This is a genomic window from Devosia sp. A449 (assembly GCF_054489375.1).
Genome location: NZ_JBTMWU010000004.1, coordinates 147,784 through 164,096, shown reverse-complemented (window position 1 = coordinate 164,096; position 16,313 = coordinate 147,784). Strand labels below are relative to the sequence as shown.

The following is a 16,313-nucleotide window of genomic DNA, read 5'->3' as shown; positions in this document are numbered from 1 at the left end:
TTACGCTGCCCTCGCCGTCCAGTTGCGTTTCTCGACCAGGCGTTCAGCAGTTTTCAGCGCCGCGGAGGTCATGATGTCGAGGTTCCCCGCATAGGCTGGCAGATAATGCGCAGCGCCTTCGACCTCGAGGAAAATGGAAACCTTGATCCCGGTGAAGCTGCCGCCCATTTCCGGGATCAGCAGCGGCGCGTTCGAGCCGATCTGTTCGAACTGAACTTCCTGCTTGAGGCGATAGCCGGGCACGTAGCTCTGCACGTCTCGCACCATCTCTTCGACCGATGCGCGGATCTTGTCGGTGTCGGCGGCATCGCACAGGCAGAACACCGTATCGCGCATGATCATCGGCGGTTCAGCCGGGTTGAGAATGATGATCGCTTTGCCGCGCTGGGCGCCGCCAACCTGCTCGATGGCAGCGGCGGTGGTTTCGGTGAATTCATCTATATTGGCGCGCGTGCCGGGGCCAGCCGATTTGGAGCTGATCGAGGCCACGATTTCGGCGTAGCGCACCGGGCTGACCCGGTTGACTGCTGCCACCATCGGAATGGTCGCCTGGCCACCGCAGGTGACCATGTTCACATTGCCCGCCTCAAGATGCTTATCGAGATTGACCGCGGGAATGATGAACGGTCCGACAGCAGCGGGCGTCAAATCGATCACCTGCTTGCCATCGGCCTGCAGCGCTTCATTGTGGTGTCGATGGGCGCCGGCGCTGGTGGCGTCGAACACCACACGGATGTCGGGATATTCAGCAAGCCGGCGCAGACCTTCGAGGCCCTCATGCGTCGTGGTGACGCCCATGCGGCTGGCGCGAGCCAAGCCGTCGCTGCTGGGATCAATACCCACCATCGCGCCCATCTCGAGGGTCTTGGAGTGGCGCAGTATCTTGATCATCAGATCGGTGCCGATATTGCCCGAGCCGATGATGGCGCATTTGATTTTCGTCATGTTCTCACTCCCTCCCAAATCCAACGCTGACTGAGCCGAGCCGATTGATCCGCGCTTCAAACACGTCACCGGGCTGAGCCACGACCATCGGGCCGAGCGCGCCGGACAACACCACGTCGCCAGGACCGAGCGGCCGGCCGGCGGCGGCCATGGTGCGCGCCAGCCACAGCGTGGCATTGAGCGGGCTGCCGAGGCAGGCAGCGCCCGCCCCCACCGACACCGGCTCGCCATTGCGCAGCATCACCATGCCGCAGAGACGCAGGTCGAAATCACTTAGTTGGCGCGGGGTCTGCCCCAGCACGTAGAGTCCGCTCGAGGCGTTGTCGGCCACCGTATCGGCAATACGGATGTCCCAATTGCTGACCCGGCTGCCCACCACTTCGATCGCCGGCAAGGCGAAGGCGATGGACGTCATCAGGGTCGTCATGGTCAAATGCGGGCCGGTCAGCGGCGCCGAGATGACAAAGGCCACTTCTGCCTCGACCTTGGGCTGCAACACCCGGCCGAAGGCGATGTCCTCGCCGTCCTGCACTTCCATATCGGCAAACAGCACGCCGTAATCGGGCTGATCGACGCCGAGTTGCGCCTGCACCGTCTTGGCGGTCAGGCCGATCTTGCGGCCCGAAATCTTGCGGCCCTGGGCTTCCCAGCGGCGGGTATTGATGTCCTGCACCTGATAGGCCGCAGCAACGTCGCCGGCCCCGATCCGATCGCGTACGGGGTCGACCGGCGTGCCGGTTTCCCAGGCCTGCCACAGTCGGTCCGCGGCCTCTTGGATGTTAGTTTCTGACACGATCGCCATACCTTTCGGAGAGTTTTCGGCGGCGTTAGCGCGCCGCCACCACGATCACTTCGATCAGCAGGTCGGCACGGGCCAGCTTGACCTCGCCGCACGAACGGGCCGGCGGGTTCTGCGGGTCGATCCACGCATCCCAGACTTCGTTCATGGCCTTGAAGTCAGCCATATCGCTCAGCCAGATCGTGGCGCTGAGGATCTTGCTCTTGTCGCTGCCGGCCAGCGCCAGCGCCTGGTCGACCCGGGCCAGCGTGCCCTTGGTCTGGTGGGTGATGTCGCCATCGGTATCGGCGGAAACCTGGCCGGCCAGATAGACGGTGTCGCCGTGGATGACGACGCGGCTGCGGCGGTGATTGGTGTCAAAACGGGTGATGGTCATGGCAAAATTCCTGTTGAGTTAAGGTGTGCGCCGGGAGGGCCTCAGGCCCGGTCCGCAGCATGGCCGTTCAAGACCGCAAAGCCGGCATCAAGGTCGGCGATCAGATCGTCGGTATCTTCGAGCCCGATATGGAGGCGGAACACCTGCGCGCCGAAACCGCCGGTTTCGGCCGTGCGGGTGACGGTGCCAGTGGTCGGCAAAGCGAGGCTTTCAAAGCCACCCCAGGACGCGCCAATGCCAAACAGCTTCAGCGCATCGATCATGGCGACCATGTCGGCATATTCAAACCGCGGGTCGAGCACGACGGAGAACAGCGAGCAGGCGCCGGTGAAGTCGCGCTTCCACAAGTCGTGTCCCGGCGCACCGGGCAGCGCCGGATGCAGCACCTGCTTTACCTCGGCGCGGCCTTCGAGCCATTGCGCCACGGCCATGCCGGCGCGCATGTGTTCGGCCAGACGCACCCGCAAGGTCCGCAGGCCACGCAGGGCCAGCCAGCAATCGTCGGGGCTGGCATATTGCCCCAGCGTCACCGCCGTATTGCGGACACGGCTCCAGTCATCATCACTATTGGTGGTGATGGTGCCGAGCATCAGATCGGAGTGGCCGCCAATATATTTGGTACCAGCCTGAATCGAACAATCCACGCCATGCTCGAATGGCTTGAAGAAGGACAGCCCCCAGGTATTGTCCATCAGCAGCTTGGCGCCGACCGCGCGGGCGACGCGCGACAGCATGGCGACGTCCTGCACTTCCATGGTGTGGCTGCCGGGGCTTTCGGCATAGATCACAGTGGTATTGTCCTGCACCAGGGCGCGCAGGCCGGCCTCGTCGATGGTCGGCTTGTAGTAAGTCACGGACATGCCGCTATCCTTGCCGATGCTCGACAGGAACGACCGGGTCGGACCGTAAACGCTGTCCGGCATCAGGCAATGCTGGCCGCCCTTGAGATAGGCAAACAGCGCGGTGGTCACCGCCGCCAATCCGGTCGAGACGATCTGGCAGCGGCTGCCGCCTTCGATTTCCGCCACGGCGTCTTCAAGGTGAAAGTGGGTTTGCCCGCCCTTCAACCCATAGGTGAGCACCTGGTCGAGCGGGCGCTGACGCACTGCGTCCCGCGCCGCGATGGTGGGAAACAGCACGCTGGAGCCACGCTCCAGCGGCGGATTTACAAAGGATTGTCCGTCCGACTTGGACCGCCCCATCTGCACGAGGCGGGTGCCAAATCCATAATTCTCGTCATTGTCGCGCATGGCATATGCCCCGATTAAACAGCTATTGGATGACGCAGCGACTAACGCCCGGCGTCATAGGCCTCTTGGTTTGGCTTCATCCCCAGCCCGCTCATCAGCCGGTTGCTCAGGTTGAAGTAGGCGGTGATGGCGATGACGTAGAAAATGTCCTGTTCGGTGACGCCAGCGGCGCGCAGCGGCTCCAGATCCTGGTCATCGACCAGCGCCGGATGGGCGGTCAGCGTATAGGCATAGTCGGCAATGGCCCGCTCGCGCTCGGTCAGCGCGGCGTGGCGATAATTGACCTCGACGATGGCGGTCCATAGCGGATCGCTGGTGATCGAACGCAGGCGCGCAGCATGGGTAAAGGTGCACGACACGCAGCTGTTTTCGACGCTCGCCACCAGGGCGATCAGCTCGCGCTCCTTGGGGCTAAGACTGCCGGCGGTGTCCTTCATGACCGAGCGGCTCAGCCCGTCCAGCGCGATGACAACTTCGGGCATGCCGGCCATGGCCAGCTGCGAATTGCGGACATAGCCAATCCGCTCAATCGTCGTGTCAAAAACCTTCTGCAGCTCTGGAGTAGGCGCGACGGTTTCCAAGTCAAGCCAGGTGAGGGAAGCTGATGCCTGAGCCGCGCTGTTTGTGTTTTGATCAGTCATATGTTTTCTCCAATTTGTGCGCTGTTCTGGCCGAAGGTCCGCACGATGTTCGTTCTGTTGCATTTAGCGTGAGAGTGCTGCCTACTGTGTCACGTCGGACTTGGCGGAAGCCGTTGGGATCGCGGTGGAATTCAATTGAAACTCTGACGCGACGTGCGTATTTGATTGACTCGAATATATGCAGTCATGCTGGAGCCGCGCCGTGAAGAGACCTGATGCCGCTGGGCAAACCCTCTCGGAGAGTACCTACCAAGCCTTGTCCGCCATGATCCTTCGTCGGGAGCTTCCGGGTGGCAAGGTGATCGAGGAACGCCCGCTGTCCGAAATTCTCGATATTTCGCGGACGCCGCTGCGCATCGCGCTGAGCCGGCTGCATGGCGAAGGGATGCTCGACCGCCTGTCCAACGGCCTCTACATGGTGCCCTCGCCGACCATCGAAGAATATCTCGACCTGCTGCAGCTGCGCCGCCTGCTGGAAGGCGAAGCCTGCGCCGGCGCCGCCGGTCGCATGGACCCGGCGATCCTGGCGGACCTCAAGGCCCGTATCGAAGCCATGGCGAGCCGCGAAGAGGCTGACCTGCCGGTCTATTTTGCGCTGGACGAAGACCTGCACATGGCCATCGCCAAGGCCAGCGGCAACGTCGCCCTGGAGCAGACCATCGCCACGGTTCGCCGTCGCGTCCGCATGTGCAACGTCAACCGCTACCCCGGCCGGTTCCGCGAGAACTGCAAGGAACATCTTGAAATCCTGCAGGCGATTGCCGACGGCAACAGCGACGCGGCGCGTGCTGCCCTGAACCACCACCTGACCCGCGTCTGGGACGGTTTCGTCGACAATCTGGCCCGACGCTAAGCAGCGGCCACGCGCATCGCTTGATGCTATCCGCGCGGCCCTACTCAACAAGACGCTCCAGCGAGCCCAGCAGGTTCTTGGTATAGGGATGGTTGGGCGCCAGGAACACGTCCTGGACGTTCCCGACCTCGACGATCTCGCCGTTCCGCATGACGACAACGCGGTTGGCGAATTGGCGCACCAGACCCAGATCATGGGTGATGAACAATAGCGACATCCCGGTGGCCGCCTTGAGTTCGGCGAGCAGATCGAGGATTTGGGCGCGAACCGAAACGTCCAGCGCTGACACGGCCTCGTCGCACACGATCAACTGCGGCTTGAGTGCCAGGGCCCTTGCAATCGCGATACGCTGGCGCTGCCCACCCGAAAACTGATGCGGGTGCCAGTCGAGATGTTCCTTCTTCAGGCCAACCCGTTCCAGCAGTTCTCCTGCGGCCGCCCGGCGCTGGCCTTGCGGCATCACATCCTGATGAACGTTCCACGGCTCGCAGACGATGGCCTCCACCGTCAGCTGCGGGTTGAGCGAGGCAGTCGGGTCCTGGAAAATGATCTGCATGTCCCGCCGCATGGCGCGCAGGCCATCGGCATCCATGGCCATCAAATTCTTGCCGTCCACCACCACTGAACCGGCATCGGCCTTCTCCAGCAACAGGATCGAGCGCACCAGCGTCGACTTGCCCGAACCGGTCTCGCCCACGACGCAGACGATTTCGTCGGGAAAGATGTCGAGGTCGATATTGTTTACCGCCAGCTTGTCGGCACTGACCCGGCGGCCGAAGAAATTCTTCCGGGCCGGGTAAATCTTGGTCAGGTTCGTGACCTCACACATCGGCTTGCCGCCGGCGGGCCGGTCATAGGCAATGATGGCGGCGTGGGGGTCGGGCACGGCGGCGATCAGGCGCTTGGCGTAGTCGTTGGTCGGATTGGCCAGCACAGCGCTGGTCACCCCGGATTCAACCACCTCGCCCCGGTTCATCACCACCACGGTGTTGGAAAACTGCCGCGCCACGTTGATGTCGTGCGTGATGATGGCGATCGCCATCCCGGTTTCCTTCTGCAAATCGCGGAGCAATTGCAGAATTTCGGCCTGCACGGTCAGGTCGAGCGCGCTGGTCGGCTCGTCAGCGATGAGCAATTCCGGGCCCATGGCGATAGCCACCGCGATCATGATGCGCTGGCGCTGCCCGCCCGAAAACTGGTGCGGGTAGTCATCGAAGCGCGTCTTGGGGTCGGCAATGCCGACCCGTCCCAGCAGGTCGAGCGCCCGCGCTCGCGCCGTTGGCTTGGCCACCCCATGAGTGGTCATGGCTTCGGTGATGTGATCGCCCACGGTATGCAGCGGGTTCAAGCTCGCCAGCGGATCCTGAAAGATCATCGAGATGCGTTTGCCGTTGATTGCGCGGCGCTGACGCGTCCCGATCTTGAGCAGATCGATATCGCCAAACATGATCCGGCCACTGGTGATGCGCGCTGGCGGCATCGGCAACAGATTCAGAATTGTCGATGAACTGACACTCTTGCCCGAACCGCTTTCGCCGATGATCGCCAGAGTCTCGCCGGCATTGATCGACCAGCTGACATTGCGCACGGCCTTGATCGCGGCGCTGCCCGAGCCGAATTCAATCGACAGGTTTTCAACACGCAGGAGTGGGACAGAAGTGCTCACTTGTTGTTCTCCGACGTTTGCAGGCGCCATTTCTGCCGCGGGTCAAGCGCGGTTTTCATCCAGTCGGCGAGAACGATCAGCGAGACCGCCGTCAGCACGATGGCCAAGCCCGGCCAAAGCGCCAGCCACCATTGCGTGGCGAGATATTCCCGGCCCTGCGCGACCATCAGCCCCCACGAAATACCGGGCGGCTGCACGCCGACGCCGATAAAGCTGAGGCTGGATTCGGCGAGCATGGTGAAGGCCACTTCCACCGCCAGCAGCGTCACCAGGGTGGGCAGCAGGGTAGGCAGCAGGTGCACGCGGGTAATCCACGAGACCGGCGCACCGATGGCACGCGACGCGGTGACATAGACCCGGCTGCGCACTTCCATGGTTTCGGCGCGCGTGACGCGGATGAACAGCGCCACGCGGCTCACCGCGAGCACTACGACCACCGTGCCGATGCTGCTCTTGACGATATAGAGCAACAGGATGGCCAGCAGCAGCGTCGGAAAGCTCATCAGGGCGTCGGCAAAGCGCATGATCACCGAGGACATGAAGCCATTGCGCATGCCGGCCACCAGCCCGAGAAAGATCCCGACGGTGGCGCCGATGGCAACGGCCGCCAGGGTGATGCCCACCGTTGGCTGCGCTGCCATGACGAGACGATCGAAGGTCGGCCGGCCCAGCGAGTCACTGCCCAGGATGAAGTTCCAACTGGGCTCCATTGTCAGGGGCGGCAGGTTGCGGGTGGTGAAATTCACCATCCCGGCAGACTGGGCAAAGAATATCGGTCCAATCAGGAACATGACGGCGATCAGCAAGAGATAGCCGATCGACAAGGCAGCGCCCGGCTGCGAGCGGACGAACCAAAGGAATGCGACCAGGCGCGGCGTAGCGGGTGTGCCCACCATTTCATCCTCAACCATGGTTGATACGGGGGTCGATAAGCGCGTGCAGAACGTCTGCCAGCGCGGTGACGAGAAAGATTGCGATGGCCGTGACGATGACGACCGCCTGCAACAGGTTGAAGTCTCGATAGATGACCGAATCCAGCATGAGGCGCCCCACGCCGGACAGGCCAAAGATCATCTCGATGACGATGGCGCCATTCAGGATGCCGGCCGACTGATAGGCGACGACCATCAGCATCGGGATCACCGCGTTGGGCAGCGCATGGCGCATGACGATCACCGATTGGCGGACGCCTTTTGCCTGCGCGGCGCGGACATAGTCCGCGCTCAACACCGCAATCATCGAGGTGCGCACCACCTGCACGAGAATACCAAGCGGGCGGAACACCAGCACCGCCACCGGCAGTATCCAATGCAAGGGGGTACCCGTGCCAGAAGTCGGCAGCCAGCGCAGCATCACGGCGAAAACCAGAATGCCCACAATGGCGAGCCAGAAATCGGGCAGGCTGGCCGCGCCCAGTGAGGCGCCGCCGGCAATGCGATCGAACAAGCCATCGGGGCGCAGGGCGGCAAGCGATCCGATGATCAGCGCCAGCACTGTCGCGATGGGAATAGCCAGGGCAGCCAGCGTCAGCGTCGTCGGCATCGCCTCCTTCACCACATCAATGGCCGGGCGCGCAAAACGCAGCGAGTCACCAAGATCGCCACGCGACAAATCCGACAGGAATTTGCCGAACTGGGTCATGACGGGATCGTTGAAACCGCGCTGCTCGGCAATCTGCGCGCGCACCAGTTCCGACGTATCCATCGGCACATACAGGTCGGTGGGGTTGCCACTCAAACGGGCAAAGAAAAAGATAAGCGTAATCAGGATGGCAAGGGAAAGCCCCCCGCTCAACGCCCGCTTAAGGATGAATTGCAGCATGTCATGCCTTTCGTGGCGCAGACGAACGGATGCGACGAGGAGGCGCGGCGCCAATAGGATCGGCGCCGCGCCAGTGCATTTTTAGTTCAGCGTGATGTCGGCCAGCTCGATGACGGCGTTGGTGCGGGCGTTGGGCTCGTAGGTGATCCGGTCGCTCATGCGCACGATGTTCACCATGTAATAGAGCCAGACTTCCGGCACGACTTCCTCATGCTCGAGACGCATGACTTCCTGGAAGATACGCAGGCGTTCATCACCTACAGCGGCCATGCCGCTTTCGATGAGCGCATCCATTTCCTTGATGGCTTCTTCGCCGATCGGAAGGTCTGCGGTCATGTTGCCCGAGTGATACTTGGAGAAGATGCTCATGCCAGCATCGCCCGTGGTGTTGTCGTGGTTGGAGAACACCAGCGTGGGATCACGGCCCGGCTCAAAGCTGTCGCGACGGATGGAGCTGCGGAACAGACCCATTTCCAGCGCCTCGACACGCACGTTCAGACCAACCTGCTGCCACATCGAGATCAGTGCCTCGATGACTTCATCCTGGTTGGAGAAGGTGCTCGAACCGCTGATCGAGATCATGCGGATCGGACGATCCAGCGGAGCGCCATCGGCACGAGCCTCGTCCAGCAGGCGCTTGGCCTCGACGGGGTCATATTCGTACTGGCCGATGGTGGGGCTGTAGCCGAACACGCTCGGGCCGACGATCTGGTTGGCCAGGGTCAGCTTGCTGTTCAGCAGCGTGCCGATCAGTGCCTGACGATCGAGCGCCAGGTTGAGCGCCTTGCGGACGCGCACGTCGTCGAACGGCGCCTGGTCGGTATTGATCTTGATGCGCGACAGTTCGGCGCTCTGGAACACCACGTCGGTGTCCTTGGCATCCTGCTCGCCGATGGACAGAGCCAGATCGGCCTCGCCAACGTCGACCATGGCACCACGCACGCTGGCTTCGTCACGCCAGATGAAGTTTGCCTTTTCGACCTGAGGCTGCTCGCCCCAATAGCCGTCAAAGCGCTCGAGCGTCACCGAGGTCTGGGTATCCCAGTTGGTGAAAACATATGGCCCGGTGCCGATGGGCGTGCGGGTGATTTCATTACGCGGGGTCGACAGCGGAACGATGGGCAGGGATTCCGTCATCAGCGGCAGGATGGGCTGCACCGGATTGGTGACGATACGGACTGTCTCGTCATCGACAGCCTCAACCTTCACTTCGACGCCGGAGAACACGAAGATCAGCGCATCGCAACCCATGGCCGGATCGAGCATGCGGTCAAACGAGTAGATGACGGCTTCTGGGGTGAGCGGGCTGCCGTCGTGGAATTTCACGCCCTGGCGCAGCTTGAACAGCCATGAGCCGTCCTCTTCCTGCTCCCACGAAGTGGCCAGACGCGGCACGGCGCCGCCCTTGATGGCATCAATCTCGGTCAGTGATTCAAGCACGTTCTGCTTGAGGATACGGCCGGTCGACGAAACGCTGACCTGGCAGCCATCCATGGTCTGCGGTCCGGACGTTCCGACGATGGTGACCGTACCTGGTTCAGCAGCCATGCCCGGGGCCGAGCTCAGGGCGAGCCCCAATACCGCCGCGGACAAAGTTGAGAGAATTCGCATTCGTTCCTCCAGAAACCCTGTGAAGTGGTTTTTTTGAATGTGTCTCATTGAGCGCCGCAGTTCCGCCATTGCTCCCACGAACGCGACGCCGGAAATTTATGTTGGATTTCCTTCGGATGTCAAACACATTTCTGTCAGCATCCTGCCGGGATGTAGTTTTGATTTCCTGACGCTGCACGGACTGAGCAACACTGTCCCTTGCCAAGCCGCCTTCGAATCCAATCCATTTTGCGGACGCAAAACGAATCTCGGACATTGCGTTTGATTGCGCCGACCGCCAGGCAGATCAGGGCCTTAGGGATAAACACCAGAGCGCTCACCGCCCCGCAGGTTCGGGGCAGCAAGATGGTCTTGGCCTCTGTCTTGAGATGGCTGCTTTTCGCGTCAAATCACCAACAGCAGACCGGCGGCTACCGGCACGATGAAGGTGTGGTCCTGGGGCTGAAATGGCCGTCGTCAGAACATTCGGCGCAGATTGGGTCGCCGATTAGCGGAATGTCGGTCTCGTCTTGGGACCGTCGAGCACGGTGGACAGATACGTCCAGCCGACGCATTCCTTCAGAGGCCTCAGCAGCACGTCGCGGCTCTGCGTTTACGTCTCGCTTGAGCCTTACTGCGGCTATCGGGGCCTCGTCTGGAGGTAGCACCGTGACGGTGCCACCTCCTTCCTGCATTATGCTTAGGTGCGCGCCGCTGCCGTACCATAGGGGATGGTGCGTCCGCCGAAGCGTCGTAGCCGGGTATTGGCCTGTTCGGCGTGACCGACAAAGCCTTCGAGCATGCTGAGACGCGAGCAATACTCGCCAAAATACACCGAGGCTTCATCGGTCAGCACGCGTTGATAGGTGCAGGTCTTGAGAAATTTCCCGACCCAAAGACCGCCGGTGTAGCGCGCCGCGCCCAAGGTTGGCAGCGTGTGGTTGGTGCCGATGACCTTGTCGCCATAGGCCACATTGGTTCGCTCGCCGAGAAAAAGCGCCCCATAATTGCGCAGATTTGCCAGGAAATAATCCGGATCGCGCGTCATCACCTGCACATGCTCGGAGGCGATACGATCCGCCTCGGCAAGCAGCTCGGCGTCATCCTTGCAGAGGATGATCTCGCCATGCTCTTCCCATGCCTTGCGGGCGTTGATCGCCGTGGGGAGCACGGACAGCAATTCGTTGATCTTCTGGCTGGTCGCCTCGGCCAGGGCCGCGCTCGTGGTCAGCAGAATGGCTGGCGAATCCGGCCCATGTTCAGCCTGGCCGAGAATATCGGTGGCACAGGTCAGGGCATCGGCCGTTTCATCGGCGATGATCAAGGTTTCGGTCGGGCCGGCGAACAGATCAATCCCGACACGGCCATAAAGCTGACGCTTCGCCTCGGCCACATAGGCATTGCCGGGCCCGACGAGCATATCGACCGCCGCGATCGTTTCCGTCCCCAGCGCCATGGCGACAACAGCCTGCACGCCGCCCAGGCAATAGATTTCATCGGCCCCGGCCAGATGCTGGGCCGCCACGATGGCGGGTGATGGCCGGCCATTGACCGGCGGCGCGCAGGTAATGATCCGCTCGACGCCGGCCACCTTGGCGGTCACCACCGACATATGGGCAGAGGCGAGCAGCGGGAACTTGCCGCCGGGCACGTAGCAGCCGACATTGGCCACTGGAATATTGCGGTGGCCGAGCACGACGCCGGGATAGGTTTCAACCTCGAGATCGAGCAGGCATTCGCGCTGCTTCTGGGCAAAATTGCGCACCTGTTGCTGCGCGAAAAGGATGTCGTCCAGATCCTCCTTGGCCATCGCGTCGACACAGTCCTGAATGTCCTGCTTCGACAGACGGTAGCTTTCCCGATCATAGCCATCAAACTTGATCGACAGGCGCCGGACCGCCTGATCGCCGTCGCGTTCGACGTCGGCAATGATGCCTTCAACCGTCTGTTTCACGGCGGGGTTGCTGACATTGCCGCGCGGGACTGCCGCAGTCTTCAGATATTTAGGCATGCGTTCCTCCTCCGGGAGAAGCTGCAATTGCGGCTATCGTCCCGTTTCAATAAAATTAGCTCTGGTGTTTCAGCCCCTTACGGTGCGCTAGGCTGGCCGGTCCAAGCGCACCGTTCGCCGGATCATCAGTTTTCCGGGTTCGAGCCTGAATTCCGCTTTGAGTTCGGGGGCGTCAATTCGCTGGGTCAGGATCTCAAGCGCGCTATCGACCATCCGCGACGTCTGCTGCCGCATGGTGGTCAGTTCGATGCCGGACCACGACGCCATGGCGATATCGTCGAAGCCGATAATCGAAACGTCCTCGGGCACCCTCAATCCCAGATCCACCTTGATCCCGTCGAGCGCACCGATTGCGGTGATGTCGTTGGCGCAGAAAATCGCGTCCGGGCGTTCCGATTGCAGCATCAGCCGCTTCACCGCTTGCCGGCCGCTCTCATAGGTAAAGTCTCCGCCCTCGACGAGCGGCGGCGGGCAACCGAGTTTGGCCAGTTGGTCCGAATAGCCCTGGAAACGGTCCTTGTTGGTCGAGCTGTCCTGCAGGCCGGAGATGAAGGCAAACCGCTTATGGTTGGTGTTGTAGAGGAACTGGGCGATATCCCGGCCGGCCACGACGTTGTCGCAAGCGACCGCCGAGACGTCGCCGCTTTCGACATAGCGGTTGAACAGCACGACCGGCAGACCGAACTCCCGGCATTCATCGATCGCCTTCGACGACAATTCCGCCGACAGCACCAGCAAGCCATCCACGCGATACTGATGCACCTTGCGCACCGCTGAATCGGTGTTCTCGCCCTCTTTCACCGTCATCAGCATGACATGCATGCCCAGGGCCTGCAGACGCTCGTCAAGCAGCCGCAGCACATCCCAGTAGAACGGGTTCCGGGTTGAGCCGGTGACGATGGCGACGAGGCCGGATTTCTGCGTACTCAGGCCCCGCGCCATGATGTTGACCTGGTAGCCAAGCAGTTCGGCGGCCGAAAATATCCGGTCTCGCGTCTCTTTCGACACCAGATCACCATTCGCGAAGGCGCGTGACACCGTAGACTGGGACACACCCGCATGGCGGGCGACGTCCCGCGCCGTAACACCGCCCATTCTTGCCTTTGGCTCTGAACCATTCGCCGCGCTAGACACCGTTTGCCTCATTCATGTTTATTGGCGGGCCGTCACAACCGCTTCCACGAGAACGCCCTTGCCGAGATCGGCAACGCCGACCGTCGCCCGCGCTGGCAGGTTTTCGGGGCTGATCCATGCCGTCCAGGCGTCGTTCAGTTCGCTCTTAAGCGACATGTCCGTAATATATAGCGTTGCATGAAGCAGCTTGTCTTTGCCTGACTCCAGCTCGTTCAGCATCGTTTCGATCTTCTGGCAAACCTGTGCCATCTGCACAGACATTCCGACCGTAAAATCGTCGGCAACAACGCCCCCCAGATAAATAACGCCCGAATTAATCACGGCGCGGTGCATGATTGGGGTTTTATAGCGTCTGTCGATCATTTCATTTCCTTTCTTGATCATGTCTTGGAGCGAATGGCTCAATGCCGTTCCTGTGCTCCGCTCAGTAAATTGGCGATCTGCCCGACCGAAACCGGCTTGACCGGTGGCCGGATGCGATAGGCGCCAACTTCGTCGGGTGAAACACCGCGTATTTCAGCAATGGTTTCGGTAATGCCGAGGCTGCATTGGCGGCCCTGACACGGCCCCATGCCGCAGCGCAGGAACGCCTTGAGCTGATTGGGGCCAAGAACCTTGAGGCTTGAAACCGTGTCGCGCAGCGTCGCGCCCATAACCTCTTCGCAACGACAGGCAACGGCATCGTTGGCTGGCGCGCGATGGGTCAAATGCGGCCTGAACATGCGGTCGAGGAACAGGCGCCCCCGCAGATATGGCCGGCTCTCGCGCTCGACCTCGGTGCAGGCCTGAGCGAAAGCCTCGCCCTCCATCGCACCCAGAGATTTCGAGAGTTCGAGCGCCACCCGCCGCCCGGAAAACCGCGCGGCTTCGGCGCCATAGATGGCGCGACCGTCGCCGGCGACATAGATGCCGGGAACACTGGTCTCGCCGCCGGCATTGGCGATCGGGTGCCAGCAGATTTGCTCATCGTCCCAGACCATATCGCAGCCGACGGAGCGGAGCAGATTGACCTCGGGGACGACGCCCTGATGCAGCAGGAGATGATCGACCGCTAAAATGTGCTCTTTGCCGGAGGCGGTAAACCGCACCTGCTCAAGCTGGCCATCGCCCTCGGCCCGCAGTTGGGCGACATTGGAGAAGACACGCACACTCCGGCGCACCTTGCTCATCAGAGCAAGCCCCTTGCCGAAATAGGGCGAGACCACGAACCCTGCCAGATGCGGGAGAGCTTTCAGCAGATTGGTCTTCGGCGTCGTATCCAGGATCGCCAGCAGGGGAACCTTGGCGGCGAGATATTGGCTGGCCAGCAGCCAGAGCAACGGCCCGCTGCCCGCCAGCACCAGCTTCGGGCCCATGACGGCGCCGCTCGCCTTCAGCAGAATTTGCGCTGCACCGGCGGTCATGACGCCAGGCAAGGTCCAGCCCGCAATCGGAAAAGGCCGCTCCATGGCGCCAGTGGCCACGAGGACCCGGTCGCCGGTGATCAGGCGGGAGACGCCATCGTGGGAAACCCCGACTTCGCGCTCCGGGCTCAGCCGCCAGACGGTGGCCTTTGCAAGATAGGCGGCATTCGACTGCGTGAAGGCCTGGGCCAGCTTGGCGCCCTGGGCGTAGTCCTTGCCGAGAATGGCCAGCCGCTTCGGCGTGGTCGCGGTAATCGCACGGTAGATCTGGCCGCCGACGGCAGCATTCTCGTCCAGCACCAGGGTTTTGACCCCATGCCGGCTGGCCTCGACGGCGGCGGCCATACCGGCTGGACCGGCGCCGATCACGATGAGGGCGTAGTGATCGTCGAGCGCTTGCAGCGATTGCGTGGCGATCATGGTGCCGCCCTCCCCGACTGGCGTTCGATCTGGGTCTGAACTTGCATGCCCTCTTGCACGTCGACCATACAGGCCTGCCGATTGGCCACGCCGTCGATGGTCACGAGGCATTCGAAACACACGCCCATCATGCAATAGGGCGCACGCGGCGCACCGGACACCAATGTGGTCCTGACGGTGGTCAGTCCGGCCAGCAGCAGCGCCGCTGCCACGGAGTCACTGGCCTGCATTTCCACCAGGCGGTCATCGATGTGGATTCGCACCGGTTCACCCGGCAAATCGTCAAGCCGCTTCAGCATGAAACCGCTCCAGTCCGAAGGCGTTGATGGTTGCGTCCTCGGTGCCCGACAATAGGGCTGGCACCAGCCGGTTGGCATGCGCCGCCGCCAGCGTCACGCCGCTGTGGCAGGTGACCAGATAGGCGCCCGGATGGGTTTTGGATTGGGCATAGATCGGATAGCCATCCCGACTGAGGACGCGCAGGGCCGACCACATTCGCACGATATTGAGGTCCTCCAGGCAGGGGAACATCCGCACCGCCCGGCTGGCCATGCCCGACTGGATCGGCAGGCTGACCGAATTGTAGTCATCGGCCTCCTCATGGCTGTCGCCGATCATCACGCCGCCCTCATTGGTCTGCCGGATGACATGCATCGGATGGTGCAGGAAGGGGGCGATCTTTTCCGTCACCATGATCTCGCCACGCTGCGCCCGGACCGGCACATCGAAGCCCACCATGCTGCCGAGTTCCTTGTTGCCGAGCCCGGCGGCAAGGATGACCTTGTTGACCTGGATCGGCCCCGTCGGCGTCTTGAGGCGAAATGCGTCGCCGTCGCACTGAATATCGAGCACCTTAGCGCCGGGCAGCGACGTGCCGCCCAGCAGCGCGAAAGCGCTATGCAGGCTGCGCAACAGCATCAGCGAATTGACGTCACCATCGAGCGCACAATAGGTCGCGCCGACCACGTCGGGCCCGATCTGCGGCAGGATTTTTGCGAGTTCGCTGCGACCGACAATCTCGAACGGATAGTCCGGATTATGGGCTTTCAGCTTGCCCAGTTCATCGGCGCGGCTAGCAAGCTCAGCCTCGTCCAGGCAGAGCACGAAGCCGCCCGGCCGCCGATGGTGCAGCGGAATGCCGGTCAGGGTCTGGAGTTCCTCGGCAAAACCGCTCCACGCCATGGCGGACGATATTGTCCAATCCGAATAGACCGGGAATGCAGCGCCCTTGCCCTGAACCCAGACCAGGGCGAAATTGCCACGCGATGCCCGGCGGGCAATGTCCGCCTCGTCGAACATAACCACCTTCTGGCCGCGCTTGGCCAAGCCATAGGCGAGCGATGCCCCGACCAGGCCGCCGCCAATCACCCCGTAGTCGAATTCACCGTGCATTCGTTTGCCTAT

16 protein-coding genes are annotated in these 16,313 nt (G+C 62.0%); 1 reads left to right on the top strand and 15 read right to left on the bottom strand.

What is annotated here, in order from left to right:
* From ACX3OW_RS13245 to ACX3OW_RS13225, 5 genes are read right to left on the bottom strand one after another with little or no spacing between them, the layout of a single operon-like run.
* Positions 1–945 (bottom strand): acetaldehyde dehydrogenase (acetylating), encoded by a 945-nt coding sequence (locus tag ACX3OW_RS13245; RefSeq protein WP_459096256.1) that lies wholly within the window; start codon positions 943–945, stop codon positions 1–3.
* A 4-nt stretch (positions 946–949) separates the two neighbouring features.
* Complete coding sequence (locus ACX3OW_RS13240) at positions 950–1,747, bottom strand: 2-keto-4-pentenoate hydratase (protein WP_459096255.1); 798 nt, start codon at positions 1,745–1,747, stop codon at positions 950–952.
* 25 nt (positions 1,748–1,772) lie between these two features.
* The gene (locus tag ACX3OW_RS13235; RefSeq protein WP_459096254.1) at positions 1,773–2,120 is read right to left on the bottom strand and encodes a RidA family protein; all 348 of its coding nucleotides are present in this window, start codon (positions 2,118–2,120) and stop codon (positions 1,773–1,775) included.
* 41 nt (positions 2,121–2,161) lie between these two features.
* On the bottom strand, positions 2,162–3,370 hold the full coding sequence (metC, locus tag ACX3OW_RS13230) for a cystathionine beta-lyase (protein WP_459096253.1): 1,209 nt from the start codon (positions 3,368–3,370) through the stop codon (positions 2,162–2,164).
* A 41-nt stretch (positions 3,371–3,411) separates the two neighbouring features.
* Positions 3,412–4,011 (bottom strand): peroxidase-related enzyme, encoded by a 600-nt coding sequence (locus ACX3OW_RS13225; protein WP_459096252.1) that lies wholly within the window; start codon positions 4,009–4,011, stop codon positions 3,412–3,414.
* Between the two features lie 202 nt (positions 4,012–4,213).
* On the opposite strand from ACX3OW_RS13225, the gene ACX3OW_RS13220 reads away from it, so the two are divergent.
* Positions 4,214–4,864 (top strand): GntR family transcriptional regulator, encoded by a 651-nt coding sequence (locus ACX3OW_RS13220; RefSeq protein WP_459096251.1) that lies wholly within the window; start codon positions 4,214–4,216, stop codon positions 4,862–4,864.
* A gap of 40 nt (positions 4,865–4,904) precedes the next feature.
* Here the strand turns inward: ACX3OW_RS13220 and ACX3OW_RS13215 are convergent, their stop codons facing one another.
* From ACX3OW_RS13215 to ACX3OW_RS13170, 10 genes are all read right to left on the bottom strand, one after another.
* Entirely contained in the window at positions 4,905–6,530 is a 1,626-nt protein-coding gene (locus ACX3OW_RS13215; RefSeq protein ID WP_459096250.1) for a dipeptide ABC transporter ATP-binding protein, read from the bottom strand.
* Complete coding sequence (locus ACX3OW_RS13210) at positions 6,527–7,441, bottom strand: ABC transporter permease (RefSeq protein WP_459096249.1); 915 nt, start codon at positions 7,439–7,441, stop codon at positions 6,527–6,529. The genes ACX3OW_RS13215 and ACX3OW_RS13210 overlap by 4 nt, the downstream gene beginning before the upstream one ends.
* The gene (locus ACX3OW_RS13205; protein WP_459096248.1) at positions 7,434–8,351 is read right to left on the bottom strand and encodes an ABC transporter permease; all 918 of its coding nucleotides are present in this window, start codon (positions 8,349–8,351) and stop codon (positions 7,434–7,436) included. Before ACX3OW_RS13205 ends, ACX3OW_RS13210 begins: the two co-directional genes overlap by 8 nt.
* Before the next feature lie 81 nt (positions 8,352–8,432).
* Complete coding sequence (locus tag ACX3OW_RS13200) at positions 8,433–9,962, bottom strand: ABC transporter substrate-binding protein (RefSeq protein ID WP_459096247.1); 1,530 nt, start codon at positions 9,960–9,962, stop codon at positions 8,433–8,435.
* A 679-nt stretch (positions 9,963–10,641) separates the two neighbouring features.
* A complete protein-coding gene (gene hisD / locus ACX3OW_RS13195) occupies positions 10,642–11,952 on the bottom strand; it encodes a histidinol dehydrogenase (protein WP_459096246.1) in 1,311 nt (436 codons plus the stop codon).
* A gap of 87 nt (positions 11,953–12,039) precedes the next feature.
* Positions 12,040–13,047, bottom strand: coding sequence for a LacI family DNA-binding transcriptional regulator (locus ACX3OW_RS13190; protein ID WP_459096245.1), 1,008 nt, complete (start codon positions 13,045–13,047; stop codon positions 12,040–12,042).
* 57 nt (positions 13,048–13,104) lie between these two features.
* A complete protein-coding gene (locus ACX3OW_RS13185) occupies positions 13,105–13,491 on the bottom strand; it encodes a RidA family protein (protein WP_459096244.1) in 387 nt (128 codons plus the stop codon).
* A complete protein-coding gene (locus tag ACX3OW_RS13180; protein WP_459096243.1) occupies positions 13,488–14,909 on the bottom strand; it encodes an FAD/NAD(P)-dependent oxidoreductase in 1,422 nt (473 codons plus the stop codon). Before ACX3OW_RS13180 ends, ACX3OW_RS13185 begins: the two co-directional genes overlap by 4 nt.
* Entirely contained in the window at positions 14,906–15,208 is a 303-nt protein-coding gene (locus ACX3OW_RS13175) for a (2Fe-2S)-binding protein (RefSeq protein ID WP_459096242.1), read from the bottom strand. Before ACX3OW_RS13175 ends, ACX3OW_RS13180 begins: the two co-directional genes overlap by 4 nt.
* On the bottom strand, positions 15,192–16,301 hold the full coding sequence (locus ACX3OW_RS13170; RefSeq protein WP_459096241.1) for an NAD(P)/FAD-dependent oxidoreductase: 1,110 nt from the start codon (positions 16,299–16,301) through the stop codon (positions 15,192–15,194). Before ACX3OW_RS13170 ends, ACX3OW_RS13175 begins: the two co-directional genes overlap by 17 nt.
* Between the last annotated feature and the right edge of the window lie 12 nt (positions 16,302–16,313).

Coding starts and splice junctions, on each gene's coding strand:
- ACX3OW_RS13245 (WP_459096256.1), bottom strand. CDS start 945: ATGACGAAAATCAAATGCGCCATCATCGGCTCGGGCAATATCGGCACC.
- ACX3OW_RS13240 (WP_459096255.1), bottom strand. CDS start 1,747: ATGGCGATCGTGTCAGAAACTAACATCCAAGAGGCCGCGGACCGACTG.
- ACX3OW_RS13235 (WP_459096254.1), bottom strand. CDS start 2,120: ATGACCATCACCCGTTTTGACACCAATCACCGCCGCAGCCGCGTCGTC.
- metC (WP_459096253.1), bottom strand. CDS start 3,370: ATGCGCGACAATGACGAGAATTATGGATTTGGCACCCGCCTCGTGCAG.
- ACX3OW_RS13225 (WP_459096252.1), bottom strand. CDS start 4,011: ATGACTGATCAAAACACAAACAGCGCGGCTCAGGCATCAGCTTCCCTC.
- ACX3OW_RS13210 (WP_459096249.1), bottom strand. CDS start 7,441: ATGGTTGAGGATGAAATGGTGGGCACACCCGCTACGCCGCGCCTGGTC.
- ACX3OW_RS13205 (WP_459096248.1), bottom strand. CDS start 8,351: ATGCTGCAATTCATCCTTAAGCGGGCGTTGAGCGGGGGGCTTTCCCTT.
- ACX3OW_RS13200 (WP_459096247.1), bottom strand. CDS start 9,962: ATGCGAATTCTCTCAACTTTGTCCGCGGCGGTATTGGGGCTCGCCCTG.
- hisD (WP_459096246.1), bottom strand. CDS start 11,952: ATGCCTAAATATCTGAAGACTGCGGCAGTCCCGCGCGGCAATGTCAGC.
- ACX3OW_RS13190 (WP_459096245.1), bottom strand. CDS start 13,047: ATGGGCGGTGTTACGGCGCGGGACGTCGCCCGCCATGCGGGTGTGTCC.
- ACX3OW_RS13180 (WP_459096243.1), bottom strand. CDS start 14,909: ATGATCGCCACGCAATCGCTGCAAGCGCTCGACGATCACTACGCCCTC.
- ACX3OW_RS13175 (WP_459096242.1), bottom strand. CDS start 15,208: ATGCTGAAGCGGCTTGACGATTTGCCGGGTGAACCGGTGCGAATCCAC.
- ACX3OW_RS13170 (WP_459096241.1), bottom strand. CDS start 16,301: ATGCACGGTGAATTCGACTACGGGGTGATTGGCGGCGGCCTGGTCGGG.